This window comes from Pseudoduganella namucuonensis, from assembly GCF_900116645.1.
GTDB lineage: Bacteria > Pseudomonadota > Gammaproteobacteria > Burkholderiales > Burkholderiaceae_D > Rugamonas > Rugamonas namucuonensis.
The window spans coordinates 78,437-104,137 of the sequence record NZ_FPBO01000002.1; the positions used below are offsets into that span (position 1 = coordinate 78,437).

General features: G+C 66.9%; 18 protein-coding genes and 1 pseudogene. 10 read left to right on the plus strand and 9 right to left on the minus strand.

The genetic code is table 11. The annotated features are described in order from the left end of the window. Positions 1 to 654: 654 nt before the first annotated feature. The 3 genes and pseudogenes from BM436_RS38785 to BM436_RS02515 all read right to left on the minus strand — a co-directional run. A pseudogene (locus tag BM436_RS38785) lies at positions 655 to 1,152 on the minus strand (alpha-amylase family glycosyl hydrolase); the annotation flags it as partial. Between the two features lie 22 nt (positions 1,153 to 1,174). Further along, positions 1,175 to 2,806 carry an alpha-D-glucose phosphate-specific phosphoglucomutase gene (locus BM436_RS02510; RefSeq protein ID WP_093553159.1) on the minus strand — a complete coding sequence of 544 codons (1,632 nt, stop codon included), beginning with the start codon at positions 2,804 to 2,806 and terminating at the stop codon, positions 1,175 to 1,177. Between the two features lie 105 nt (positions 2,807 to 2,911). Further along, the gene (locus BM436_RS02515) at positions 2,912 to 4,255 is read right to left on the minus strand and encodes an MFS transporter (protein WP_093553161.1); all 1,344 of its coding nucleotides are present in this window, start codon (positions 4,253 to 4,255) and stop codon (positions 2,912 to 2,914) included. A 179-nt stretch (positions 4,256 to 4,434) separates the two neighbouring features. Between BM436_RS02515 and BM436_RS02520 the strand changes: the two genes are divergently transcribed. From BM436_RS02520 to BM436_RS02540, 5 genes are all read left to right on the plus strand, one after another. Further along, positions 4,435 to 6,831 (plus strand): TIM-barrel domain-containing protein, encoded by a 2,397-nt coding sequence (locus tag BM436_RS02520; RefSeq protein ID WP_093553163.1) that lies wholly within the window; start codon positions 4,435 to 4,437, stop codon positions 6,829 to 6,831. A 131-nt stretch (positions 6,832 to 6,962) separates the two neighbouring features. Then, on the plus strand, positions 6,963 to 7,304 hold the full coding sequence (locus BM436_RS02525; RefSeq protein WP_093553165.1) for a type II toxin-antitoxin system RelE/ParE family toxin: 342 nt from the start codon (positions 6,963 to 6,965) through the stop codon (positions 7,302 to 7,304). Continuing rightward, positions 7,279 to 7,578 carry a helix-turn-helix domain-containing transcriptional regulator gene (locus tag BM436_RS02530; protein ID WP_093553167.1) on the plus strand — a complete coding sequence of 100 codons (300 nt, stop codon included), beginning with the start codon at positions 7,279 to 7,281 and terminating at the stop codon, positions 7,576 to 7,578. Before BM436_RS02525 ends, BM436_RS02530 begins: the two co-directional genes overlap by 26 nt. A 177-nt stretch (positions 7,579 to 7,755) precedes the next feature. After that, complete coding sequence (locus BM436_RS02535) at positions 7,756 to 8,160, plus strand: GFA family protein (RefSeq protein WP_093553169.1); 405 nt, start codon at positions 7,756 to 7,758, stop codon at positions 8,158 to 8,160. A gap of 73 nt (positions 8,161 to 8,233) precedes the next feature. Beyond that, complete coding sequence (locus BM436_RS02540) at positions 8,234 to 10,090, plus strand: M2 family metallopeptidase (RefSeq protein ID WP_229488814.1); 1,857 nt, start codon at positions 8,234 to 8,236, stop codon at positions 10,088 to 10,090. 100 nt (positions 10,091 to 10,190) lie between these two features. On the opposite strand, the gene BM436_RS02545 is transcribed toward BM436_RS02540, so the two are convergent. Together BM436_RS02545 and BM436_RS02550 are read right to left on the minus strand one after the other, a co-directional pair. Beyond that, positions 10,191 to 11,570 carry an ATP-binding protein gene (locus BM436_RS02545; RefSeq protein ID WP_093553171.1) on the minus strand — a complete coding sequence of 460 codons (1,380 nt, stop codon included), beginning with the start codon at positions 11,568 to 11,570 and terminating at the stop codon, positions 10,191 to 10,193. Beyond that, positions 11,560 to 12,228: a response regulator transcription factor gene (locus BM436_RS02550; protein WP_093553173.1), complete on the minus strand. Its 669-nt coding sequence runs from the start codon at positions 12,226 to 12,228 to the stop codon at positions 11,560 to 11,562. Before BM436_RS02550 ends, BM436_RS02545 begins: the two co-directional genes overlap by 11 nt. 120 nt (positions 12,229 to 12,348) lie before the next feature. Between BM436_RS02550 and BM436_RS02555 the strand changes: the two genes are divergently transcribed. From BM436_RS02555 to BM436_RS02575, 5 genes are all read left to right on the plus strand, one after another. Further along, positions 12,349 to 14,796: a glycoside hydrolase family 13 protein gene (locus tag BM436_RS02555; protein WP_093553175.1), complete on the plus strand. Its 2,448-nt coding sequence runs from the start codon at positions 12,349 to 12,351 to the stop codon at positions 14,794 to 14,796. An 8-nt stretch (positions 14,797 to 14,804) separates the two neighbouring features. Then, a complete protein-coding gene (locus BM436_RS02560; protein WP_093553177.1) occupies positions 14,805 to 16,865 on the plus strand; it encodes a glycoside hydrolase family 97 protein in 2,061 nt (686 codons plus the stop codon). 137 nt (positions 16,866 to 17,002) lie between these two features. Further along, on the plus strand, positions 17,003 to 17,701 hold the full coding sequence (locus BM436_RS02565) for a FadR/GntR family transcriptional regulator (RefSeq protein ID WP_093553179.1): 699 nt from the start codon (positions 17,003 to 17,005) through the stop codon (positions 17,699 to 17,701). Between the two features lie 201 nt (positions 17,702 to 17,902). Continuing rightward, positions 17,903 to 19,324 carry a glycoside hydrolase family 88/105 protein gene (locus tag BM436_RS02570; protein WP_093553181.1) on the plus strand — a complete coding sequence of 474 codons (1,422 nt, stop codon included), beginning with the start codon at positions 17,903 to 17,905 and terminating at the stop codon, positions 19,322 to 19,324. After that, positions 19,321 to 20,574, plus strand: coding sequence for a BT3233 family polysaccharide utilization protein (locus tag BM436_RS02575; RefSeq protein ID WP_229488816.1), 1,254 nt, complete (start codon positions 19,321 to 19,323; stop codon positions 20,572 to 20,574). The genes BM436_RS02570 and BM436_RS02575 overlap by 4 nt, the downstream gene beginning before the upstream one ends. On the opposite strand, the gene BM436_RS02580 is transcribed toward BM436_RS02575, so the two are convergent. From BM436_RS02580 to BM436_RS02595, 4 genes are all read right to left on the minus strand, one after another. After that, positions 20,537 to 21,961, minus strand: coding sequence for a diguanylate cyclase domain-containing protein (locus BM436_RS02580; RefSeq protein WP_177306897.1), 1,425 nt, complete (start codon positions 21,959 to 21,961; stop codon positions 20,537 to 20,539). The two genes, BM436_RS02575 and BM436_RS02580, sit on opposite strands and share 38 nt — an antisense overlap. A 162-nt stretch (positions 21,962 to 22,123) precedes the next feature. Continuing rightward, entirely contained in the window at positions 22,124 to 22,594 is a 471-nt protein-coding gene (locus BM436_RS02585) for a hypothetical protein (RefSeq protein ID WP_093553185.1), read from the minus strand. A 110-nt stretch (positions 22,595 to 22,704) separates the two neighbouring features. Beyond that, on the minus strand, positions 22,705 to 24,057 hold the full coding sequence (locus BM436_RS02590; protein ID WP_093553187.1) for an alpha-amylase family glycosyl hydrolase: 1,353 nt from the start codon (positions 24,055 to 24,057) through the stop codon (positions 22,705 to 22,707). Positions 24,058 to 24,079: 22 nt separating this feature from the next. After that, positions 24,080 to 25,591 carry a tryptophan halogenase family protein gene (locus BM436_RS02595; protein WP_093553189.1) on the minus strand — a complete coding sequence of 504 codons (1,512 nt, stop codon included), beginning with the start codon at positions 25,589 to 25,591 and terminating at the stop codon, positions 24,080 to 24,082. Between the last annotated feature and the right edge of the window lie 110 nt (positions 25,592 to 25,701).

Below are 25,701 nucleotides of genomic sequence, written 5' to 3' on the forward strand. Positions count from 1 at the left end.
CGTGTAGTTCAGCACCGAGTAGCCGGCCAGCGGCCCTTGCAGCGCCGCCCCGTATTTGCCGAACAGGCTTTCGTAATCCTGCTTCGCGTCATGCACCAGGCCGAAGTTGATCATGCCGTCGAAGCCGTTCTGGTAGAAGTTCACCTTGGTGCCGTCGCCCATGTCGAAATGCTGGCCGCTGGCGATGTTGTAGCCGTACACCTCCGCCACCATGAAGAACTTGCCGTCGCCCTGGCCCGGATGCTTGCCGGCCCACTCGGCGCGCGCGTCGTCCGCCACCTTGCGCAACTCCTTCCACACGGCCGGCTGCACGTGCTTGACGGTGTCGGCGCGGAAGCCGTCGATGCCGTATTTGCGCACCCAGTCCGCATGCCATTTCATCAGGTGGTAGCGCGGCGCGCGCGGATAGCCGGTGCGGGCGAAGAACTCGTCCAGCTCCTTCACCTCGCGCTCGTAGCGCCCTTCCTTCTTCCATTTTTGCGCCAGCGCCTCGGGCAGCGCCACGGCGGCGTCGCTGCCGGTCAGCAGGTCCGGCAAGCCCTTCACCAGCACGCAGTCCACGTTGGTGGGCACGTCCTTGTACTGGCATACCGGGTCCAGGCGCACCCAGTCCGCGGGCCACGCCGGCTCGGCTTCCGTGACGGGGCCGATCTGGTTCATCACCACGTCCAGCAGCACGCGGATGCCGCGCGCGTGGGCCGCGTCCACGAAGTCCTTGAAGTCCTTTTCCGTGCCCAGGCTGGCGTCGACGGCGGTCCAGTCGCGCGCCCAGTAGCCGTGGAAGCCGTAGGACTTGCCGGTGCCCTCGTCGGTGCTGCCGTGCAGCTGCTCCACCGGCGGCGTGATCCACAGCACGTCCACGCCCAGGCTGTCGAAGTAGCCGGACTTGATCTTGGCGGTCAGCCCTTTCAGGTCGCCGCCCATGTAGCCGCGCAGCGGCGCGGCGTCCGCCTTGCGGCCGTACGGCAGGTCGTTGCCGCGATCGCCATTGCTGAAGCGGTCCGTCAACAGGAAATACACGGTGGCGTTCTCCCACAGGAATGGCTTGGCCGCTTTGGGCGCGACCGGTGCTACGGGCGCCGCGTGCGCCGCGGCGGCCATGCCGGCGCCGAACAGCAGCGCCAAAGTCAATGCGATGGGAGATCGTTTCATGCAAGTCCTTTCAGTTGATGGTCTAGGTGATGACGGACGGGCTGGCCCGCCCGGTTTGCATGGCGATGTTCGCCACGCTGTCCGCCGCCGCGATCAGCGAGGCCAGCGCCTGCTGCGTGGGTCGGTGGTGCTGCGATGGATCCGGTTCATACAGCTCGATGTAGACGCGCAGCGTGGCGCCCTCGGTGCCGGTGCCCGACAGCCGGTAGACGATGCGCGAGCCGTCTGTCATGACGATGCGTATGCCCTGCCCCGTCACGGTGGAGCCGTCGACCGGATCGGTGTAGGAAAAGTCGTCCGCGAAATCGACCGTGTGGCCGTTCAGCACCTGTCCGGCCAGCGCGGGCAGCTTCACGCGCAGGTCGGCCATCAGCAGGTTGGCGGCGGCGGTGTCGATGGCCTCGTAGTCGTGGCGCGAATAGTAGTTGCGGCCGAAGCGCTCCCAGTGCTCGCCGACGATGCGTTCGACCGGCTTGCCGGTGGCGGCCAGCAGGTTGAGCCAGAACAGCACGGCCCACACGCCGTCCTTCTCGCGGATATGGTCCGATCCCGTGCCATAGCTCTCCTCGCCGCACAGCGTGGCCATGCCCGCGTCCAGCAGGGTGCCGAAGAACTTCCAGCCGGTGGGCGTCTCGTGGCACGGTATGCCCAGCGCCTCGGCCACGCGGTCCGCGGCGCGCGAGGTGGGCATGGAGCGCGCGATGCCTTTCAGGCCCTGGCGGTAGCCCGGCGCCAGCGTGGCGTTGGCGGCCAGGATGGCCAGGCTGTCGGACGGCGTCACGTCGAAATCGCGGCCGACGATCATGTTGCGGTCGCCGTCGCCGTCGGAGGCGGCGCCGAAGTCGGGCGCGTCGGCGCCGCCCATCAGTTCGATCAGCTGCGCGGCGTTGACGGGGTTGGGGTCCGGATGCAGGCCGCCGAAGTCCTCCAGCGGCACGCAGTTGATGACCGTGCCCTCGGGCGCGCCCAGCATGCCTTCGATGATGGTCTTGGCGTAGGGGCCGGAGACGGCGTGCATGCCATCGAAGCGCATCGTGAAGCCGCCGGCGAACAGTTTGCGGATGGCGTCGAAGTCGAACAGGCCGCGCATCAGCTCCGCGTAGTCGGCCACGGAGTCGATCACCTCGACGCGCGTTTGCTCGACCTGCGTGACGCCCAACCGGTCGATGTCGACCTCGGGCGCGTCGCTGAGGCGGTACTGGGCGATGGATTCGCTGCGCCGGTAAATGGCCTCGGTCACGCCCTCCGGCGCGGGCCCGCCGGCGGCGATGTTGTACTTGATGCCGAAGTCGCCGTCCGGCCCGCCGGGATTGTGGCTGGCCGACAGGATGATGCCGCCCGACGCCTGGCGCTTGCGTATCACGCAGCTGACGGCCGGCGTGGACAGGATGCCGCCCTGTCCCACCAGCACCTGGGCGTAGCCGTGGGCGGCCGCCATGCGCAGGATGGTCTGGATGGCGGCGCGGTTGTGGTAGCGGCCATCGCCGCCGACCACCAGCGTCTTGCCGGCGCAGTCGCCCAGCGTGTCGAACACGCTCTGGACGAAGTTTTCGAGGTAATGCGGCTGGCGGAATACTTCAACTTTCTTCCGCAGGCCGGAGGTGCCGGGCCGTTGGCCGGGAATGGGATGGGTTGCAACCGTCTGGATAGCCATGTCTGCTCCGCGTTAGTGACAGATGCCGCCGGCCCGGGGGATCCAGGAACGGCGGCTTGACCGCCTTTTTACCGCGATTATGGACGAAACGGCGCGCGGCTGGGCTCAGGCCGCGGCCCCTTCCGGCAGGGCCGCGGGCTTGGCGCCCGCCTCGTACACCAGCATGGACAGCAGGCCGGCCAGCAACATGCAGGCGCCGCCCAGCGCCACCGTGTAGACCGAATGGCCGGCGAAGAAGTGCTTGGTCACGAAGCCCAGCAGCAGGCCGGACAGGATTTGCGGCAGCACGATGAAGAAGTTGAAGAGGCCCATGTAATAGCCCATGCGATGGGCTGGCAGCGTGCCGGCCAGGATCGCGTAGGGCATGGTCAGGATGCTGGCCCAGGCGATGCCCACGCCGATCATCGGCAGGATCAGCAGGTTCAGATTGTGGATCATCATGATGCTCATCAGGCTCGCGCCGCCGATCACCAGCGACACCATGTGCACGAAGCGGCGGCTGGTGGCGCGTGCGAGGATGGGCAGGATGAACGCGGCCAGCGCGGACACGCCGTTGTACACCGCGAACATGATGCCGACCCAGTTGCCCGCCTCCTGGAAGGCCGCCGATTGCGCGTCCGTGGTGCCGAACACGTTCTCGGCCACGCCGGACGTGGTGTAGATCCACATCGCGAACAGGCCGATCCAGCTGAAGAACTGCACCACCGCCAGCTGCACCATGGTCTTGGGCATGGTCAGGAAGCCACCCAGGATCTCCTTGACGGCGTGGCCCATGCCGGTCTTGCGTTCGGCGCGGAACCGCTCCAGGTTTTCCGGCGGGATCTCGGTGCTGGTGAAGGTGGTCCACATCACGGCGATCAGGTAGGCAGCGCCGCCCGCGTAGAAGGAGTAGCGCACCGTGTCCGGAATCAAGCCGTCCACCGGTACGTTGCTGACGCCCATGACGTCGGCGAAGAAGGTGGGCAGCAGCGAGGCGATCACCGCGCCGCAGCCGATGAAGAAGGTCTGCATCGCGAAGCCGGTGGTCTGCTGCGACTCGTCCAACTTGTCGGCGACGAAGGCGCGGAACGGCTCCATCGACACGTTGATCGACGCGTCCATCATCCACAGCACGGCGAAGGCCATCCACAGCGCGGTGGAGTTGGGCATCAGGAACAGCGCCAGCGCCGCGAACACGGCGCCCAGGAAGAAGAACGGGCGGCGGCGGCCCCACTTGGGGTGCCAGGTGTTGTCGCTCAGGTAGCCGATGATGGGCTGCACCAGCAGGCCGGTGGTGGGCGCGGCCAGCCAGAACAGCGGCAGGTCTTCCAGGCCGGCGCCCAGCGTGGAGAAGATGCGGCTGGTGTTGGCGCTTTGCAGCGCGAAGCCGAACTGGATGCCGAAGAAGCCGAAGCTCATGTTCCAGAGCTGCCAGAAACCCAGCCGTGGCTTGATGGAAGTCGATTGCATACTGCCTGTCCCCAATTTATGGTCCAGGCCGGTTGCCGGGACTCTGTAAAACGTCATTTGTAGTAAAGTAACACGGTGAATATGCCATGTCAATCCGCCACTTCATAGTAAAATGCGCGAAATACCCCGTACTTTCACGCTTTGATGCACCGTTTTGTAGTCAAACAACATAAAACTATATGACACCACCTACCTTAGCCAAGATCGCCCTCCTGCTGTTGGCCAGCCCGCTCGCGCTGGCGCAGAACGCCGACCGCAAACTACAGTCCGCCGCCCTGAACGGTAAGCAGCTAGAGATTACTACCAGCGATGGAAAATACGTGATCAAGCCGTACTCCAGCCGTATCATGGAAACCACGTTTATCCCCCGGGGAGAGCGCCACGACGCCGCGTCGCACGCCGTGGTGCTGGCGCCGGACCAGGAACCCGCCACGCTGAGGGACGAGGGCGGCGCCCTCCAATACGGCACGGCCGGCATCACCGTCACGGTCACCAAGTCGCCGTTCCGCATCGCCTACGCCTACAAGGGCGCGCCGCTGGTGGCGGAAAAGCTGGGTCACCACAAAAAGGACGGCGCGGAAGTCATCGACTTCGAACTGGACAAGGACGAGGCCCTGTATGGCGCCGGCGCGCGCGCGGTGGGCTTCAACCGCCGCGGCAAGCGCTTCACTCTGTACAACAAGGCGCACTACGGCTACGAGGAACGCTCCGAGCTGCTGAACTTCACGCTGCCGGTCGCCATGTCGTCGAAGATGTACGCGCTCCACTTCGACAACGCCGCCATCGGCCATCTCGATTTCGACAGCGGCAAGAACAACACGCTGGCCTATGAAACCATCAGCGGCCGCAAGACCTACCAAGTGATCGCCGGCGACAGCTGGGAGGACGTGGTGGGCGGCTACACCAGCCTGACCGGCCGCCAGCCGCTGCCGCCGCGCTGGGCCTTCGGCAATTTCGCCAGCCGCTTCGGCTACCACACCGAGCGCGAGGCGCGCGACGTGGTGAACAAGTTCATCGCCGAGAAGATGCCGCTGGACGCCATCGTGTTCGACCTGTACTGGTTCGGCAAGGAGGTGAAAGGCACGATGGGCAACCTGGCCTTCGACAAGGACAACTTCCCCGATCCGAAAAAAATGATCGCCGACTTCAACGCCCAGGGCGTGAAGACGGTGCTGATCACCGAGCCCTTCGTGCTCACCACTTCGGGCAAATGGCAAGAGGCGGTCGACAAGCGGGCCCTGGCCACCGACGCGGCGGGCAAGCCGGCCACGTACGACTTCTTCTTCGGGAACACCGGCCTGGTCGACGTCTACAGCCAGACCGGCAAGGACTGGTTCTGGGACATCTACAAGAACCTGCGCAAGGACTACGGCGTGGCCGGCTGGTGGGGCGACCTGGGCGAGCCCGAGGTCCATCCCTCCTCCGTGCGCCACGCCACCGGCACGGCGGACCAGGTGCACAACACCTACGGCCACGACTGGGCGCGCCTGATCCACGAGGGCTACCGCAAGGACTTCCCCAACGAGCGTCCCTTCATCCTGATGCGCGCCGGCTATTCGGGCTCGCAGCGTTTCGGCCTGATCCCGTGGTCCGGCGACGTGAACCGCAGCTGGGGCGGCCTGCAGTCGCAGCCGGAAATCGCGGTGCAGATGGGCATGCAGGGCATAGGCTATATGCACTCGGACCTGGGCGGCTTCGCCGGCGAGATGCTGGACGATGAACTCTACACGCGCTGGCTGCAGTACGGCGTGTTCCAGCCGGTGTTCCGTCCGCACGCGCAGGAAGCCGTGGCGTCGGAGCCGGTGTTCCGCGAGGAGGCCACCAAGGCGCTGGCGCGCGAGTCCATCCGCCTGCGTTACAGCCTGCTGCCCTACAACTACACGCTGGGCTTCGACAACAACCAGCAAGGCCTGCCGCTGATGCGACCCGTGCTGTACGAGGAGCCGAAGAACGAGAAGGTGCGCGGCCACGTGAGCTCCTACCTGTGGGGCCGCGAGTTCCTGGTGGCGCCGATCACCGAGCCGGGGGCGCGCCGCAAGGAAGTCTACCTGCCGGCCACCAGCGCGTGGTTCGACTTCCACACCGGCCGCCGCTACGAGGGCGGCATCACCACCGTGGTTCCGGTGACGCTGGATCACATCCCGGTGTTCGTCCGCGCGGGCGCCTTCATCCCGATGGTGAAACCGGTGCAAAGCACCAGCCAGTACAACACCCGCAGCCTGGACCTGCACTACTACCACGACGCGTCGGTGACGGCCGGCGGCGGCAAGCTTTATGATGACGACGGCGCCACGCCGGAGGCGTTCGAGAAGGGGCAATATGAACTGGTGCGCTTCGCCAGCGCGCTGCAAGGCAAGGAGCTGTCCATCACGATCAATTCGGAAGTGGGCAAGCAGTACCAGCGCCCCGAGCGCGGCGTGGCGCTGATCGTGCACAACGTGGCCGCCAAGCCGGCGCGCGTGCAAGTGGAGGGCCGGGCCGTGAAGTTCGGCTGGGACGCCAAGACGCGATTGCTGTCCGTGCCGGTCGCGGCCACCAAACGCGCTGTCAGCACCGTCGTCATTACTCTGCAGTAACTCCCTCCACGCGGGCCATCCGGCCCGCCGCCTCGCTCTTTTTTGCGCTAGCTCAACACTCTGCTCCTTCCGAGTGCCACCCTGATTTTCCCGTCGCTCCACAGCTTGCCACCATTCGCTTATAAGCTAAAATGTTCACTGTAGTTCACTATCTCGATGCTACAGGTAAGGACCACTATCAGGCATGGTTGGATTCCTTGCGCGACAGGCGGGCGAAAATCGCGATCATTCAACGAACCGCGCGGCTACACCTTGGTTTGTTCGGAGATCACAAGCACGTCCGGGACGGAATTCACGAGTTGCGTATCGATATAGGACCTGGCTATCGCGTGTACTACGCGGTCGTCGGGGCCATGCTCATATTGCTGACATCAGGCGGCAGCAAGCGTACCCAGACCCCGGACATTGAACGTGCCATCAACCTGTTAAACGACTGGAAGAAACGAAATGGTCCAAACACATCGCACCCATGACGAGGCAACGGCTGAAATGTTCCGCCGCGATCCCGCTCTAGCAGCCGACTACCTTAACGAAGTGCTTGAGAATGGAGATGAGGTCGACGTCATGCTGGCGTTGCGCTCGCTCAGTGTCGCGTTCGGCGGGGTGCAGGAAATTGCCCGGCGCGCCGATGCCAATCCCAACTCGATGTACAGAACGCTGTCCAGGCAAGGGAATCCGTCCCTGAAGACCTTGCGCGCGATCCTGGGCGCGATGGGCATGCGCCTGGCGGTGCAACCCATGCGCTAGCAAGCAGTCCAGCGCCCGAGAGGAAACAAGCGGCCGTCGCGGTAGCGGTCCGCGACAGGCGGCTGGCCCCACCCGCCGCCGGACACCAGCAGCAGGCGCGCGCCGCGCGCACGCGGGCGCGCTAAACTGCCGGCAGGCGCGGCCCTCCCGGCCGCCCACCTGAGCGGAGACCACGACATGAAAAAGACCTACCATGGCAGCTGCCACTGCGGCGCCGTGCGTTTCGAAGCCGACATCGACCTGGGCGCCGGCACCGGCAAGTGCAACTGCACCATCTGCACCAAGGTGCGCAACTGGGGCGCCATCGTCAAGCCCGACGAATTCCGCCTGCTGGCCGGCGAGGACGCGATGGGCGACTATCAATTCAACACCATGACCGGCCACCACAAGTTCTGCAAGACCTGCGGCGTGCACCCGTATGGCCACGGCTATGTGGAGGAGATCGGCGGCGCCTACGTCAGCGTGCAGGTGGCCTGCCTGGACGACGCCACGCCCGAGGAACTGATCGCCGCCCCCGTCTACTACGCCGACGGCCGCCACGACAATTGGCAGAACCGGCCCGCGGAAACGCGGCATTTGTAACGGCGCGGCGTGGGGCTTGGGGCGGCGCGGCGGCCGGTGTATATTAGCCGCTCACAAAACCAAGGAGAACGCAGTGTCCAAACCCCTGTACCTGAAAGCCGCCTCCATCGCCGTGATGTTCGCCATGGGCGCCTTCCAGGCCGCCCATGCGCAAACGGCGACCGCGCCTGCCAAAAGCAAGGCCAAGCCCACCGTCGCGGAAGCGGAACGCTTCCTGAACGACACCGAAAGCAAGCTGGAAAAACTGAACCTGGACGGCGCCCGCGCCCAATGGGTGGCGGCCAACTTCATCACCGACGACACCGAGGCGCTGGCCACCTACTTCGGCGAGCGCCAGCTGGCCGCGTCCGGCGAGGCCGCGCTGGCCGCGCGCCGCTACAACGGCCTGAAACTGAAGGACGACTACGCCCGCAAGCTCAAGTTCCTGCAACTGACGCTGATGCTGTCCGACCCGAAGGAGCGCGAGGCCTACGCCGCCAAGCAGGCCGCGCTGCAGGGCGCCTACGGCAAGGCCAAGTACTGCCCCACCGACAATAAAGAAGGCTGCCTGCCGCTGGGCGAACTGGAGAAGACGCTGGCCACCAGCCGCGATCCGGCCAAGCTGAAGGAAACCTGGCTGGGCTGGCACGCGCAGTCGCCGTCGTACAAGCAGATGTACACCGACTACGTGGCGCTGTCCAACAAGGGCGCGCGCGAAATGGGCTTCGCCGACACCGGCGCCCTGTGGCGCTCGCAGTACGACATGCCGCCGGAAGCCTTCTCCGCCGAGATGGAGCGCATGTGGCAACAGGTCAAGCCGCTGTACGATGCATTGCACACCTACGCGCGCCACAAGCTGCGCCAGGCCTACGGCCCGGACGTGGTGCCGGCCACCGGCCCGATCCCGGCCCACCTGTTCGGTAATATGTGGAGCCAGAGCTGGGAGAACATCTACCCGCTGCTCAAGCCCGCCACCAACGCCGGCAGCTACGACCTGACCAAGGTGCTGGTCGACCGCAACACCGACGCCAAGCAGATGACGCAATACGCCGAGCGCTTCTACACCTCGCTGGGCATGCGCAAGCTGCCGGACACGTTCTGGGAACGTTCGCTGCTGACCAAGCCGCGCGACCGCGAGGTGGTGTGCCACGCCTCCGCCTGGACCATGGACGGCAAGGAGGACGTGCGCATCAAGATGTGCATCCGCCCGACCGAGGAGGAGTTCAAGGTCATCCACCACGAGCTGGGCCACATCTATTACGACCTGGCCTACAACAAGCAGTCCTTCCTGTTCCAGAACGGCGCCAACGACGGCTTCCACGAGGCCATCGGCGACACGGTCGCGCTGTCGATGACACCGGACTACCTGAAGAAGATCGGCCTGATGGAGGCGGCGTCCGCCGGGAAGGCCGAGAACGCCGAGATCGGCGAACTGCTGCAGCGGGCGCTGGCCAAGGTGGCCTTCCTGCCGTTCGCCTACTCGGTCGACAAATGGCGCTGGGACGTTTACTCGGGCAAGACGCAGCCGGCCGACTACGACAAGACCTGGTGGCAGTTGCGCGAGCAGTACATGGGCGTGAGCCGCCCTGCGCCGATCGCGGCGAACGGGTTCGACGCCGGCGCCAAGTACCACGTGGCGGCGGACGTGCCGTACGCGCGCTACTTCCTGGCGCACATGCTGCAGTTCCAGTTCCACCGCGCGCTGTGCCGCGAGGCCGGCTACACCGGCCCGCTGCACAACTGCTCGATCTACGGCAACGAGAAAGCCGGCGCCAAGCTGTGGAAGATGCTGGAAATGGGCGCCAGCAAGCCGTGGCCCGAGGCGCTGAAAGCGGTCTCCGGCGAGGAGCGCATCGACGGCTCCGCGCTGGTCGACTACTTCGCCCCGCTGAAGACCTGGCTGGACGCCCAGAACCGCCAGCTGGCCGCGGCGGAAGCCGCGAAGAAGTAAGGGCCCGGGTACGGCTCAAGTAGAACGTAGGGCGGACTCCCAGTCCGCCGGATGTATGCGGGCCGGCACGCGTCCGGCGGACTGGGAGTCCGCCCTACGACTACGACCTCACCGGCATCGAAAAATCCACCATCGCCCGCAGCCCCCTGCCGTCCTCGCCCGCGGCCAGCGTGATGGCCGCGTCGTTGCGGGCGGCGGCGCGTTCGGCGATGGCGAGGCCCAGGCCGCTGCCCGACTGCTCCTGGCCCGGTATCCGGTAGAAGCGCTCGAACACCTTCCCATGCAATAGCGGATCAATGCCCGGTCCCTGGTCGGCGATGGTCAGCCGGCAACCGCCGGCCGACGGCGCCAGCCGCACCGAGACCGTGCCCTCCTCCGGCGAATACTTGACCGCGTTGCTGATCAGGTTGTCCAGCAGCGCGGCCATGCTCTCGCGGTGCATCGGCAGCACGCACTCCGACTCGGACTGGAATTCGATCTCTATCCCCCGCTGCACCGCCAGCGGCGCGGCGGCGGCCAGCCGGTCGCGCACGAAGGCGCCCAGCTCGGCCTCGGGCATGGCCCGGTCGTCGCGCTCGGCGAGCGCGCGCTCCAGCGCCAGCAACTGGTGCACCATGTGCGTGGCGCGCGCCACGCCCTCGCGCAGCCCCACGCCCGCCTCGGCGCCGCGCCGGGGATTGTCGGCCACGGCGGGACTCAGCAACAGGTGGGCGTTGATCTGGATCGCGGCCAGCGGCGTTTTCAGCTCGTGCGCCGCGTCGGTGAGGAATTCATGCTCGCGCTCCAGGCGCTGGCTCAGGCGCGTCATCAGCCGGTTGATCGCGTCCACCAGCGGCGCCAGCTCCCGGTACTTCGATTCCGGCAGCGCCGTCAGGTCGGACACCGAACGCTGCTCGATCGCGTCGGCGATGGAGCGCAAGGGCCGCAGGCCGATGCCGACGATCAGCCACGCGGGCAGCAGCAGCAAGGGCAGGCTGAAGACCGTGGATGACATCAGGAAATTGATGCCGGTCAGGCTCAGCATCCATTCGTCGTCCACCTCGTGGCTGCGCTCGACCACCACGCCGGACGCCGCGTCGCGCTCCACCGAGCGCACCCACCCGTAGGCGCCGCGCAGTTCCCCGCCGCCGGCCTCCGGCAGCCGGTCCGGCAAGGCCGGCATCGAGTTGTACACCAGCCGCGCCCCCTTCCACACGCGCAGCCGCACGCGCGAATGGTAGTCCAGCTCGCGGAACATCTCGCCGCGCACGTCCTCGATGAAACGGGCGGCGCGCAGCAGCTCGTCCGGCCGGTCCGCCAGCAGCGCCAGCTGCGACAGAATCACCCGCGTGTGCGCCCGGTTCTCGCTGGCCGTGCGCGAGCGCTGCGTGGCCTTGGCCTCGTATACCACGTAGGCCATGCCCAGCAGGGACACTGCGACGATCACGCCGCCGAAGCCCAGCATCAGGCGCCGGAACAGCGACGGCCGCTTAATCCCCATGCGCGCGCTGCACCATGTAGCCGACGCCGCGCACGGTGCGGATCACGCCGTCGCCTATCTTCTTGCGCAGGTTGGAGATGTGCACGTCCAGCGTCTGGCCCTCGCTGTGCGGCAGCACGCGCCGTTCCAGCTCGGCGCGCGTGAGCACGCGGTCGGACTGCTTCATCAACGTCAGCAGCAGCGCGAACTCGGTCTTGGACAGCGCCACCGGCACGCCGGCGCGCGCCACCAGCATGCGGCCCTCGTCCAGCACCAGCTCGCCGAAGGTCCACAGCGCCTCGGCGGCGTCCGCCGAACCGCCCGCGCGCCGCACGATGGCGCGCAGCCGCACCAGCAGCTCGGGAATCTCGAAGGGCTTGATCAGGTAGTCGTCGGCGCCGGTGTTGAAGCCGGCCAGCCTGGCCTCCAGGCTGTCGCGCGCGGTGATGATCAGCACCGGCGCCGTCACGCCCCGCGCGCGCATGGCGGCCAGCAGCGCGATGCCGTCGCCGTCCGGCAGGCCCAGGTCCAGCAGCACCGCGTCGAAGTCCTCGTCCAGCACGCGCTCCGACGCCTGCCCCGCCATGCGCACCCACACGGCGACATGCCCCTCGTCCTGGAACACGGACAGCAGCGCCTTGCCGATGGCCAGGTCGTCCTCGATCATCAGTATCTTCATGCGGCCTAGTTTATCAGCAGGGCCGCGCGCCACCTTCACGTTTTCTTCAGGCCCGCCGCCGGAGCGTCCGCAAGGCACTCGAATTCTTGTAGGCTTGCGTCTTCCAAAAGGGAGACCAGCATGACACCGAAAATCCTGGCCATGGCCGCCGCCTGCGCGCTGGCCCATGGCGCCGCCGGCCACGCCGCCGCCGCCGCGAACGAACCCGCCTGCGCCGCGGCGCCGCTGGGCGAACAGCGCATCTACCTGCGCGGCGGCATGAACGGCTGGATCGCGGCCGACGAATACGCCTTCACCTACGCCTGCGACGCCTACTACCTGAACGTGGAGGAGGACGGCCTGCAGGAGTTCAAGATCGCCGACGCGGAATGGACCCCGGACACCATGTTCGGCGCCACCGTCGAGACGGCGCTGCCCGCCGGCCAGCGCTCGCCCCTGGCCCGCGGCAGCGACGCGAAAAACCCCTACAACATCAAGCTGCGCTTCGCCGGCGAGCAGACCATGCGCCTGGCCTTCGAGGGCGGACGCCCGGTGCTGTCCATCGGCCCGAAGAGCTTCGGCCCCGCCGGCGCCGGGCCGGTCGACCATCCGGTCGCCCTCGGCCTGTCGCACGACAGCCGCGCGGCGGCCGACAAGGCGCCGTTCGGCAGCGTGACCGCCGGCAGCGCCGTCGAATTCGCACTGAACGCGCTGCCGGGCGTGGCGTCCGCCACGCTGGTGGTGGAGAAGCGCCGGCTGGAGGGCAACCAGGAAGTGCTGGAGTACACCGAACTGGCGCGCATCCCCATGGCGCGCCAGCCCGGCGCGGGCCGCGACCGCTGGACCGCGCGCCACAGCTACGCCGATCCCGCCGTCTATGGCTATTACTTCGAGGTGGTCGTCGACGGCAAGACCTACGTCTATCAAAACAACCGCGACCGCGTTTACTGGACCCGCGAGCGCGGCAGCAACGGCGCGGGCGCGGTGGCCCACGCGCCGGCCGGGGCGAAGGCGGTGCGGCGCTTCAGGCAAACGGTCCACGCGGCCGACTTCACGGTTCCCGGCTGGGCCAGGGACGCGGTCTACTACTACATTTTCCCCGAGCGCTTCCGCAACGGCGACAAGCGCAACGACCCGGTGCCCGGCAAGACCCGCTACCAGGACAAGCGCGTCGAATTCCACCGCGATTGGCTGGACCGGCCCTACCGCCCCGGCTCCGGCGACGGTTCGGACGCCACCGGCGGCAACGATTTCTACGGCGGCGACCTGCAGGGCGTGATCGACAAGCTCGATTACATCCGCGACCTGGGCGCCAACACCATCTACATGACGCCCGTGTTCCGCGCCGCCAGCAACCACAAATACGACACGGCCGACTACACCGCCATCGATCCCCACTTCGGCCGCAACGCCGACTATGTGCGGCTGACGCGCGAGGCCGGCAAGCGCGGCATCCGCGTGATCACCGACGCCTCCTTCAACCACACCGGCAGCGACTCGCTGTATTTCGACCGCTACGGCAATTACGCCGCCACGGGCGCCTACGAGAAGTCCGCCATCACGCCGTCCTCGCCCTACGCCAGCTGGTACACCTTCGACGCCAGGCAGGCCGACCCGGACAAGCGCTACAAGGGCTGGGCCGGCGCGATGGACCTGCCTGAGCTGAACAAGGCCGATCCCGGTTTCCGCCGCTTCGCCTTCGGCGCGCAGGCCAAGCCGAAGGGCATCACCCAGCTCTGGCTGGACCGCGGCTCGTCCGGCTGGCGCATGGACGTCGCGCCATGGGTGCCGGACGACTTCTGGCGCGAGTGGCGCAAGGCCGTGAAGGCGCACCGCAAGGACGCGCTGACCATCTCCGAGACCTGGTTCGACTCGTCCAAGTACCTGCTGGGCGACACCTTCGACAGCACCATGAACTACATCTTCCGCAACGCCGTGCTGGATTACGCCGCCGGCGGCAAGGCCGGGGCGGCCTACGCCAACATCGAACTGATGCGCGAGGCCTACCCGGCCCAGTCCTTCTACGCGCTCATGAACCTGCTGTCCACGCACGACCAGGCGCGTTCGCTGCACGTGCTGGGCGACTCCGGCCCGGAAGGCGACGCCGCGCTGGCGCGCAAGCGCTTCCGCCTGGCCGTGTTCTTCCAGATGATGTTCCCCGGCGCGCCGGCCGTGTACTACGGCGACGAGGTGGGCCTGAGCGGCGGCGACGATCCCGGCAACCGCGCGGCCTATCCCTGGGCCGACCAGGGTGGCAAGCCGGACCTGGCCCTGCTGGCGGACTTCAAGCAACTGATCGCCATGCGCGCCCGGCATCCGGTGCTGCGCCACGGCTCCATCGACGCGCCCATCCACCTGGACGACAACGTGGTGGTGCTGGCGCGGCGCGACGGCGGAGTGTGGGCGCTGTGCGCCACCAACAACGCGGCCGAGGCGAAGACCGTCAGCGTCGCGCTGCCGGCCGGCGCCGCCGGCCGCTATACGGACGCGCTGACCGGCGCGACGCTGGAAGCGAAGGATGGCCGCGTCAGCCTGACGGTCCCCGCGATGTTCGGCGTCGTCGCCGTCAGCCCCGCCAACAAACAATAGGAGACAACATGCCGCACGCACTTCCCCTTTCCTCCCGCTGGCTCGCAGCCTGCGGCCTCGCCCTCGCCCTGTGCCCGGCCGGCGCGCTGGCCGAACAGACCCTGGCCACCGTTTCCTCGCCCGGCCAGGTGCTGAGCGTCGACGTGCGACTGGCGGACGACGGCCGCCTGTCGTACCAGGTGCGGCGCAAGGGCAAGCCGGTCATCGCGCCCTCGCGCCTCGGTTTCCTGCTGACCAACGCGCCGCAGCTGGACGCGGGCTTCAGCCTGGCGCGGCAGTCGGTCGCCGACCATGACAGCACCTGGGAGCAGCCCTGGGGCGAACGCCGCCACGTGCGCGACCATCACCGCGAATTGCGCCTGGAGCTGGTGCAGAAGGAGCGCGGCGACCGCCGCCTGGCGATCGTGTTCCGCGTGTTCGACGACGGCGTCGGCTTCCGCTACGAGTTCCCGGAGCAGGCGCAGCTCGGGGAAGCGAAGATCAGCGACGAGCTGACCGAGTTCACCGTGGCGCAGCCCGCCACCGCCTGGTGGATACCGGCGGGCGAGCTGATGGCCCTGGAATACCCGATCGAGAAAACCCCGCTGAGCGAAGTGGGCACCGCCAACACGCCGCTGACGGTGCGCACCGAGGATGGCACCCACATCGCCTTCCACGAGGCCGCGCTGGTGGACTACGCGTCCATGTGGCTGCGCAAGGCGCAGGGCCAGCGGCTGCGCGCGCAGCTGGCGCCCTCCGCCACCGGCGCGCCGGTCGAGCGCAAGGGCGCGTTCACCACCCCGTGGCGCACCATGCAGATCGCCGACAGCGCGGCCGGCCTGTACATGTCCGACCTGGTGCTGAACCTGAACGAACCGAACAAGCTGGGCGACGTGTCGTGGGTGAAGCCGTCCAAGTTCATCGGCGTGTGGTGGGAAATGCACCTGGGCCGCAGCACCTGGGGCTCGGGCGCCAAGCATGGCGCCACCACGCAAAACACCAAACGCCATATCGACTTCGCCGCCAAGCACGGCTTCCGGGGCGTGCTGGTGGAGGGCTGGAACCTGGGCTGGGACGGCAACTGGGCCGGCGGCGGCGCGGACTTCAGCTTCACCCGGTCCTATCCCGACTTCGACCTGCCCGGCCTCGCGGCCTATGCGCGGGGCAAGGGCGTGCGCCTGATCGGCCACCATGAGACGGGCGGCAATATCGCGCGCTACGAGCGGCAGATGGACGCGGCCTACCAGCTGTACGCCCGCCTGGGCGTGGACAGCATCAAGTCCGGCTACGTGACGGACGGCGGCGGCGCGGTGTTCGCCGGTCCCGGCAAGCGGACCCATTTCGGCTACACCGACTCGCAAGAGGGCGTGCGCCACTTCCAGAAGGCCGTGACCGAGGCGGCGCGCCACAAGCTGGCCATCGACACGCACGAACCGGTGAAGGACACGGGCCTGCGCCGTACCTGGCCGAACTGGCTGTCGCGCGAGGGCGCGCGCGGCATGGAGTTCAACGCCTGGGGCAATCCGATCAACGGCGTCGACCACGAGGCCAAGCTGGTGTTCACCCGCATGCTGAGCGGGCCGATGGACTACACACCGGGCATCCTCAGCCTGCAGGGCGTGGACGGCAAGCCCATACACTCGACCCAGGCCAAGCAGCTGGCCAATTTCGTCGTCATCTACTCGCCGGTGGCGATGGCGGCGGACCTGATCGAGACCTATGAAAAGCACGCCGGCCCGTTCCAGTTCATCAAGGACGTGCCGACCGACTGGGACGACACGCGCGTGATCAACGGCGAGATCGGCGAATACGCGACCATCGCGCGCAAGGGCAGGAACTCGGCCGACTGGTACGTGGGCGCGGTGACGGACGGCTCGGCGCGCGCGCTGGACCTGCCGCTGTCCTTCCTGGAGGCGGGCAAGCGCTACACCGCCGAGATCTACCGCGACGGCGACCAGGCGGACTACCGCACGGAGCGCCGCCACGACCTGGTGATCGAGAAGCGCGCCGTGACCTCGGCCGACACGCTGAAACTGAAACTGGCGCCCGGAGGCGGCCAGGCCATCCGCCTGACACCGGCCGGCGGCTAGGCCGCGGACGGCCGTACTCCTCCGCTCACGCGGCTGCGCGATCGGCGCGGCCGCGCGCGCCCGCCTTGCCAGAACGGCCACGCGCCTCTACAATCTGGAGAGTACCCGTCCAGCCATCATCCACGAACATCCAATCCATGAAGAAAACCCCGGAGCCGCAAGAAGCGTCCTCTCCCGAGCCGCGCCTCTACAGGGTGGTCGCCGACCGTATCCAGCAACTGATCCGGGATGACGGCATTCCGCCCGGTTCCCGCCTCCCCGCCGAGCGCGAACTGGCGGCCAAGCTTAGTGTGAGCCGCGCCTCGCTGCGGGAGGCGCTGATCGCGCTGGAACTGGGCGGGGTGGTGGAGGTGCGCGGCGGCTCCGGCGTGTACGTGTCGGAACGGGCGGCCACGCCGGCCGACGTGCCCGAGGTGGGTCCCGGCCCGTTCGAGGTGCTGTCCGCCCGGCGCATGATCGAAACCGAGATCGCCGCCATGGCCGCCAAGAACGCCACCGATTCGGCGGTGGACGCCATCCTGAACGCCGTGCTGGAAATGGAGCGCTGCCACGACGACCGCTCCAGCAACGAGCAGGCAGACCGCAACTTCCACCTGGCCATCGCCCGCGCCACCGGCAACACGGCGCTGGTGGGCGTGATCGACTACCTGTGGAACCAGCGCGGCAGCCTGTGGCACAAGCTGAAGGCGCATTACGCCACCGAGGACCTGCGCAAGAACACCCTCACCGACCACCGCGCCATCCTGGGCGCCATCGCGGCGCACGACGCGACCGCGGCCCGCCAGGCGATGCGCGCCCACCTGGAACGCGTCACCCGCACCTTCTCGCGCGGCTAGGCGGCGGCCCGCCCGGCCGTCCGTCCCGATCCTCCGTCCCCCTCCTTGCCGGACGGGCCGCGCCGGCCCGGCGGCGGCGCACGCCCGTCGAACAACATCCTCTCGATAATTGGCTAGTCCAGATTGCATTATTGGCCGGACCAAATTAGAATGGTCTGACCAAAAATATCTGCTTACCAACTACGGCCCCGACGGAGACACATGAAACCCTTCCCGCAACTGCTGGCCGGCCTGGCGGCCGCCTCCCTTCTGCTGGGCGCCGCCCAGGCGGAAGGCCCCTACCGCAATCCGGACAACAAGAACCCGAAGGACGTCTCCGAGGGCACTTACCCGATCCCGTACAAGATGCCGGTGGCGGCCGAGATCACCGACGCCCTGCACCGCATCCGCGCCCACATGGACGCCGCCACGCCCACCCGCGTGATCAACAAGAAGACCGGCGCCCCCATCACGGACTTCGGCAAGCCGGTTGCCGACGCCGTCTTCGAACCCAGCGCGGGCGACTACGGCATCATGGTGTACGAAATGGGCCTGGTCAGCTCCGGCCTGATGCAGGTGGCCGCCGCCACCGGCGACAAGAGCTTCACCGCCATGACGGAGCGCCACTACAAGTTCTTCGGCGAGACGCTGCCCTACTTCCGCGCCCAGGAAAAGCAGTTCAAGCTGGAACGCAACAACAGCTTCGCGCGCTTCCTCGATCCGCGCTCGCTGGACGACGCCGGCTCCATGTGCGCGGCGCTGATGCGCGCCCGCCACAACAAGATCGGCCCGGACCTGTCGGCCATGATCGCCTCGTGCGGCGACTGGGTCGCCAACAAGCAGTTCCGCCTCACCGACGGCACGCTGGCGCGCAAGCGTCCGCAAGCCGTCTCGCTGTGGGCCGACGACATGTACATGGGCATTCCCGCGCTGGCCGAGATGGGCCGCATGACGGGCGAGCGCAAATACTTCGACGACGCCGTCAACAATGTGCTGAACATGTCGCGCTACATGTTCGACGCCAAGGAGGGCATCTACACCCACGGCTGGCACGAGAACCTGCAGGACGACGCGCCCAAGTTCTACTGGGCGCGCGCCAACGGCTGGGCGGTGCTGGCCATGTCCGACCTGCTGGACGTGCTGCCCAAGGACCATCCGGGCTATCCGAAAGTGCTGGCGCAGCTGCGCGCCACGCTGAAGGGCGTGGCCCAGCGCCAGTCCGGCGCCGGCCTGTGGCACCAGATGATAGACCGCAACGACTCCTATCTGGAGACTTCGGCCAGCGCCATGTTCGTGTACGGCATCGCCCACGCGATCAACCAGGGCTGGATCAGCCCCACCACCTACGGCTCGATCGCGCAGGCCGGCTGGGCGGGCCTGTCGACCAAGATCACCGCCAAGGGCGAGATCGAGGGCATCTGCGTCGGCACCACGCTGGCAGGCGACCAGACCTATTACTACAACCGTCCCACCAGCGTGCACGCGCTGCACGGCTACGGCCCGACCCTGATGGCCGGCGCCGAGATGCTCAAGCTGCTGAAGAACCCCAACGTCAACATCGAGTACAAGGTGCGCACCTACCACTACCAGCCCAAGGGCTCGGGCGCGACCGACTACCGCGAACATCCGAAGGACCACCCATGAAGCGCTCCAAGGCAAACGCCAGCCGCCCGGCGCAACGCCCGCGCATCCGCGCCATGGCATTGGCCGCCGCCGGCCTGCTGTCCGCGCAGTTGGCGCACGGCGCCAGCCTGCTGGTCACGCTGGCCAACGACCTGGAGATCGCCCGTCCCTCCGAGACGGTCACCATCCCGTGGACGGAGGTGAACCGCGCCCTGCCCGGCGCGCTGGTGCAGAAAATCGCCGTCAAGGACGCGGCCGGCCGCGTGCTGCCGCACCAGGTGACGAACATCGCGCCGCAGGCCAAGGACCCGCAGGGCGTGGGCGCGGCCTACGGCGAGCTGATTTTCCAGCACAGCTTCGCCGCCGGCGAAAAGAGCGCCAGCTTCACGGTCGAGAAGATCGAAACGCTGGCGCCGCCCTTCCCCACAAAGGTCTACGCGCGCTACGTGCCCGAGCGCCTGGACGACTTCGCGTGGGAGAACGACAAGATCGGCCACCGCACCTACGGCCCAGCGCTGGCGGCGCCCGCGCCGGCCAGCGGCGGCAAGGAGGTGCTGGTCACCAGCGGCCTGGATATCTGGTTCAAGCGCGTGGCCTACCCCATCGTGGACCGCTGGTACAACAAGGGGCACGACCACTACCACAAGGACCAGGGCGAGGGCATGGACCTGTACAACGTGGGCAAGTCGCGCGGCGCCGGCGGCGTGGGCGTGTGGGACGGCAAAGTCCTGCACACCGGCGCCAACTACGCCGAATGGAAGGTGCTGGCCAACGGGCCGGTGCGCGCCATCTTCGAGCTGCGCTACAACGCCTGGGACGCGGGCGGCACGCAGGTGTCCGAAGTGAAGCGCTTCACGGTGGACGCCGGCCAGCAGCTCGACCGCATCGACAGCACCTTCACCTACACCGGACCGGGATCGCTGAACATCGCCGCGGGCCTGAACAAGACGCCGGCCGACAAGGGCCAGCAGCCCAAGCACCACGTGGACCGCGACACCAAGTCCAAGGCCCTGGTGCAATGGGTGGAGCAGCCCGGCAACGGCGACTTCGGCACCGCCATCGTGCTGCCGGCGGCCACCGGCTACGCCGAGGATAATCTCAACCACCTGATCGTCGCCCCGTCCACGCCCGGCACGCCGCTGACCTACCTGGCCGGCGGCGCCTGGAGCCGCGCCGGCGAAATCACCACGCGCGAGCAGTGGCAAGCCTACGTCGCCAACGCGGCGGCGCGCCTCAACAGCCCGGTGCGGGTGGGTCTGCGCTCGCAGTAGCCCCCTCGGGAGGCGGCGTGTAAAAGGCGACCTGGTTGCGGCCGGATTTCTTGGCCGTGTACATCGCCTCGTCGGCATGCTTGAGCATGGTTTCGGCGTCCTGGCCGTCGTCCGGATACATGCTGACGCCGATGCTGCAGGTGACGCTGAACGGCGCGTCGCCCAGCATCAGCGGCTGCGCCAGCACCTCCTGCACCTTGGCCAGCAGCTCGGCCACGTGGGTGCGCTCGCCCGGCACCGCCGGCGGCACCTGGTGCAGCGACACCAGCACGAATTCGTCGCCGCCCAGCCGGGCCACCGTGTCGGACTGGCGCACGCAGCCCGCCATGCGCTCGGCGACGGCGCGCAGCATGCGGTCGCCCGCCTCGTGGCCGTGGGTGTCGTTGACGAACTTCAGGCGGTCCAGGTCGATGAACGACACCGCCAGCAGGCAATTGCTGCGCTGCGCGATCGCGATGGCCTGGCCCAGCCGGTCCATCAACAGGCGCCGGTTGGGCAGGCCGGTGAGCTCGTCGTGGCTGGCCAGTTGCTCCAGCTTCTGCTCCGCGTCCAACGCCTTGGAGACGTCGCTCATGGTGTAGACGAAATGGGTGGCCTTGCCGTCGCGGTCGCGCACGATCGCCAGCCGCACCTTGTTCCAGAACGCGGTGCCGTCCTTGCGCCAGCTGCGCAGCACCGCACCGCCCTCCTCTTCCCGCGCCATGGCCAGCGCCAGCGCCTGCGTGGCGGCCGGGTCTTCGCCGTCCTCCAGCAGGCCGGCGATGCCGCTTTGCTGCGCCTCCTCCAGCGTGAAGCCGGTGATGCGTTCGAACGCGGGATTCACATACAGCACCGGCAGCTCCGGCGAGCCGCGGCCGACGATGACGGTGGCGTCCCCGCTCAACTCGATGGCGCGGTTGCGCAGCCGCACCGCCTCCTCGGCGTTGACCCGCAGCGTCACGTCGCGCGATATGCCGACGATGCCGGCCGGCTGGCCGTCGGCGCCGTAGAAGGGGTATTTCGTGGTGGAAAACCAGCGCCGCACGCCGGCGTGGTTGACGTTTTCCTCGATATGGTCGATCAGCGGCTGGCCGGACTTCATGATCTGCTGTTCGTCCGTGAAGAAGCGCTGGCCGCAGCCCAGCGGATAGAACTCCAGGTCGGACTTGCCGACCAACTCCGCCGGCGAGGCGACGCCGATGCCCTCGGCGGCCGCGTGGTTGGCGATGACGAAGCGCCCGCTGCGGTCTTTCACGTAGATGTGGTCCGGCATGTTGTCGATCAGCGTGCGCAGCAGCCCGCGCTCGCTGGCCAAGTGTTCGGCCATCGCCTGGCGCGCCTTGAGCTCCTCGCGCAAGGCCTCGTTCTCGCGCCGAAGCTCCTCCATGCTCATATTCTTGATGTCCACCGTCTCCTCCCCTATGCTGAAGCATGGCCGAAGACCAGCGGCGGCGGTACGCACCCGCGTTGCGCACATCCTGCGCGCCGGATCAGCGCCGAGCTTGGTGCTCCTGTCTCACCCGGCAATGTAGCACTCTTGGCGTCCAAGGGTGTACTTTTGCGAACTACATCAGTTCTTTCCTCGGCTCTGCTCAGCTTTTATCTGTTGAACAAACCGTTCGTTCTCAGCGGTCCTATTGGAGGCAACTACACGCTCGGCGATTACGAGTGCTTCAGCCAGAATCTTGCTCTTTTGTTCGGCGTCCTTCGCGTAATTTTGGGCGTGGGTTAGGAGTTCAAACGCATATAACTTGAGTTCGTTTTCGTCGCCGTGCGCCCGGGCTCGCTTTGACCAATATTTGGCTTTTTCGAAATCGCCCTCGTACTGTTCAAAGTAATAGATGAGCCGTCGAATGGCTGGCAAATTGCCGTTGTCTGCTGAAGCCAAAACCGCGTCCAACTCCTCTTTCGGAATCGAAAATTTGCTGCCCGGCCTGCGTGGACCCTGTTGCTCGTCTCCGATCAACGATGTCCCCGCCACACCCAGGAGCACGACGCTAGCAAAAGTCACCAGTACCGTGAAGATTTTCTTGCCATTCACTGTTCTAGTTCCCCGGTGTAAAGGCTGAATCCACCCATGAAGTATAAGGCGGGTAGACAAAGCCCAGCAAACGCGCCGAGGTCGAGCATGCCCGTGGAGCTTCTCAGGTCTCAGCGCCGGGCCTTCGTGCTCCAGCCCCATCCCGGCAATGTAGCACTCTTGCCGTCCAGCGTGTACTTTTGCGTCTCGCCGGACAGGTTCACCGCCACATCCACCACATTCTTGTCGCGCTGGCGGCGGAAGGCGAACACCTTGTCGTTGCCGGTTTCCCGCACGTCGATGGAACCACCGTACTGGCCGTTCCACAGCGCGGGGTTCTCGTGCTTCAGTTTCGCCAGGCCGGTGTAGAACGGCGCCAGCCCGTAGTTCTTCCACTGGATGGCGTCCTTCTCGAAGAATTCCAGCCGTTTGTCCAGGCCGGACTCCTGCCCGTTGTACACCAGCGGCATGCCGGGCAGCGTGTAGGTCAGCACCGCCATCGCCTTGTAAGCGGGGCCATACAGTTCCTTGTCCGTGCCGACCCAGGAATTGAAATCGTGGTTGTTGGTGAAGCGCATGCGGTAGGCCTCGGCCGGATAGCTGCGCGGCGGCTTGGCCAGCCAATCCCGCATCGCGCGCGCGTCGCCCTCGCCCTTGGCGATCTTGCGCATCACGTCCGGCAGGTCCCAGCTGTAGGTCATGTCGAAGGCGCGGTCGTGCATCTCCACCCAGTCGCCCTCGGCCAGCATGAACACCGGCTTGATGGCGCGCAGTTCCGCGATGGCCTGCTGCCAGTATGCCATCGGCAGGCCGCTGGCCACGTCCATCCGGTAGCCGTCGATGTCGGTTTCCTTGATCCAGTAGGACAGCGCGTCGGTCATGGCGGCCCACAGCGCCTTGTTGCCGTAGTCCAGTCCCGTCACGTCTTCCCATATCTCCTGGGTCGCGCCTTCGCTGTAGGTAACGGGATAGATCTCGCCCTTGGCGTTCTTCTTGTAGAAGTCGGGGTGCCGCGTCACCCACGGGTTGTCCCATGCCGTGTGGTTCGGCACCCAATCCAGGATCACGCGCATGCCCAGGCCGTGCGCCTGCTTGACCAGCTTCTTGAAGTCGTCCAGCGTGCCGAACTCCGGGTTCACGCCCTTGTAGTCGGCCACGGCGTAGTAGCTGCCCAGCGTGCCCTTGCGCTTTTCCTTGCCGATCGGGTGGATCGGCATCAGCCACAGGATGTCCACGCCCATCTTCTTCAGGCGCGGCAAATCCCTGGCGAAGGCGTTGAAGGTGCCTTCTTTCGAGTACTGGCGCAGGTTCACTTCGTAGATGGTGGCGTTGCGCGACCATTCCACGTGCTCCAGCGAGACCGCGCCGGGCGCGGGCGCCGCGGCGGGTTTGAATCCCGGCTCGGCGGCGGCGCAGTTCAGCGCAAGGAATGAGGCCAACAACGGGGCGAAAAACAGCGGGGCGAAACGGACTGCGGTCTTCATCGTGTCTCCTGGATCAAGCGGGTTACATCTTCGGCGCGGCGCAGAAGCGCGCGATATAGGCGGCGTGGTCCGGCATCACGTTCACGCATTTGCCGATCACCTCGCGCACGCTGTCCATGTACTCGGCGATGTCGGCCTCGGTCTGGATGTCGACCAGCGGATGGTAGCCGTCGGTGGGCATGTTCTGGCCCTCCAGCACTTGCAGCCAGCCCACTTCGGTGAACAGTTCGTTGTCGACGCGGACGATGCGGCCGTGGGTGCGGTACAGGTCCATTTTGGCGCGCAGCGTGTCCGGAATCGGCATCGCCGCGCAATCCTTCCAGAACTGCGAGTCGTCGCGCTGGTTCAGCTTGTAGTGCAGGATGATGAAGTCGCGGATGCGCTCGTAGTGGAAGCGGTTCTGGCGGTTGTACTCGTCGATGTCGGTCTGGCTGAATCCCCGGTCTGGGAAGAAGTCGATCAGGCGCTGGATCGCGTCCTGCACCAGGTGGATGCTGGTCGACTCCAGCGGCTCCATGAAGCCGCTCGCCAGGCCGATGGCCACCACGTTGCGGTTCCAGCTCAGCTTGCGCATGCCGGCCTTGAACTTCAGCAGCCGGGGATCGGCCAACGGCTTGCCGTCCAGGTTGGCCAGCAGGGTGGCCGCCGCCTCGTCCTCGCTCACGTGGGCGCTGCTGAACACATGGCCGTTGCCGGTGCGGTGCTGCAGCGGGATGCGCCACTGCCAGCCGGCGCGGTGCGCGGTGGCGCGGGTGTAGGGCGTCAGCACCGGCGCCGATTCGCACGGCACGGCGAAGGCGCGGTCGCACGGCAGCCAGTGGCTCCAGTCCTCGAAGCCGGTTTGCAGCGTCTGTTCGATCAGCAGGCCGCGGAAGCCGGAGCAGTCGATGAACAGGTCGCCCTCGATGCGTACGCCGCTTTCCAGCACGATGGCGTCGACGTGGCCGTCGCCCTCGCGTTGGGTGGCGTGGGTGATCTTGCCTTCGATGCGCGTCACGCCGCGCTCCTCGGACAGTTTGCGCAGATAGCGCGCATAGAGGCTGGCGTCGAAGTGGTAGGCGTAGGCGATGTCGCCCAGGGGCGAATTCTGCATCTCCGCGTTGGGCGGCATGAATTTGTTGGCCTTGGAGGCCATGCGGGTGATCGAGTAGTTTTCCAGCCCGGCGGCCTTGCCCAGCGCGTTCATCTTGTGCCAGTACTGGTCGAAGCCGACGGTCCACAGGTCCTGTCCCAGCCTGCCGAAGCCGTGCATGTAGCGTTCGCCCAGCTTGCCCCAGTTGACGAATTCGATGCCCAGCTTGAAGGTGCCCTGCGTGGCGCGGACGAACTCGTTCTCGTCGATGCCGACCACCTTGTTGAAGCGCTGGATCATGGGGATGGTGGCCTCGCCGACGCCGACGATGCCGATTTCGTCCGATTCCACGACACGGATGTCGTAGCGGCCGCGCAGCACGGTGGACAGGGCCGCCGCCGTCATCCAGCCCGAGGTGCCGCCGCCGACGATGACGACGTTCTTGATCAATTGGTTTTGCATGCTATGTCCCATTAGAACCAACAACAACGGAAGGTCAGTCGCTTCGCGATCGGGCGCAGCCCCACTGGGGCTGCTCCCCCCATTCGGGGTCTGACCCCAGCCCTTGCTTC

Bases quoted from the DNA above. Each gene is read 5' to 3' on its own strand.
- BM436_RS02590 (WP_093553187.1), bottom strand. From the start codon at position 24,057: ATGAAGACCGCAGTCCGTTTCGCCCCGCTGTTTTTCGCCCCGTTGTTG.
- BM436_RS02535 (WP_093553169.1), top strand. From the start codon at position 7,756: ATGAAAAAGACCTACCATGGCAGCTGCCACTGCGGCGCCGTGCGTTTC.
- BM436_RS02550 (WP_093553173.1), bottom strand. From the start codon at position 12,228: ATGAAGATACTGATGATCGAGGACGACCTGGCCATCGGCAAGGCGCTG.
- BM436_RS02595 (WP_093553189.1), bottom strand. From the start codon at position 25,591: ATGCAAAACCAATTGATCAAGAACGTCGTCATCGTCGGCGGCGGCACC.
- BM436_RS02515 (WP_093553161.1), bottom strand. From the start codon at position 4,255: ATGCAATCGACTTCCATCAAGCCACGGCTGGGTTTCTGGCAGCTCTGG.
- BM436_RS02525 (WP_093553165.1), top strand. From the start codon at position 6,963: ATGTTCACTGTAGTTCACTATCTCGATGCTACAGGTAAGGACCACTAT.
- BM436_RS02545 (WP_093553171.1), bottom strand. From the start codon at position 11,570: ATGGGGATTAAGCGGCCGTCGCTGTTCCGGCGCCTGATGCTGGGCTTC.
- BM436_RS02575 (WP_229488816.1), top strand. From the start codon at position 19,321: ATGAAGCGCTCCAAGGCAAACGCCAGCCGCCCGGCGCAACGCCCGCGC.
- BM436_RS02555 (WP_093553175.1), top strand. From the start codon at position 12,349: ATGACACCGAAAATCCTGGCCATGGCCGCCGCCTGCGCGCTGGCCCAT.
- BM436_RS02520 (WP_093553163.1), top strand. From the start codon at position 4,435: ATGACACCACCTACCTTAGCCAAGATCGCCCTCCTGCTGTTGGCCAGC.
- BM436_RS02530 (WP_093553167.1), top strand. From the start codon at position 7,279: ATGGTCCAAACACATCGCACCCATGACGAGGCAACGGCTGAAATGTTC.
- BM436_RS02565 (WP_093553179.1), top strand. From the start codon at position 17,003: ATGAAGAAAACCCCGGAGCCGCAAGAAGCGTCCTCTCCCGAGCCGCGC.
- BM436_RS02560 (WP_093553177.1), top strand. From the start codon at position 14,805: ATGCCGCACGCACTTCCCCTTTCCTCCCGCTGGCTCGCAGCCTGCGGC.
- BM436_RS02510 (WP_093553159.1), bottom strand. From the start codon at position 2,806: ATGGCTATCCAGACGGTTGCAACCCATCCCATTCCCGGCCAACGGCCC.
- BM436_RS02570 (WP_093553181.1), top strand. From the start codon at position 17,903: ATGAAACCCTTCCCGCAACTGCTGGCCGGCCTGGCGGCCGCCTCCCTT.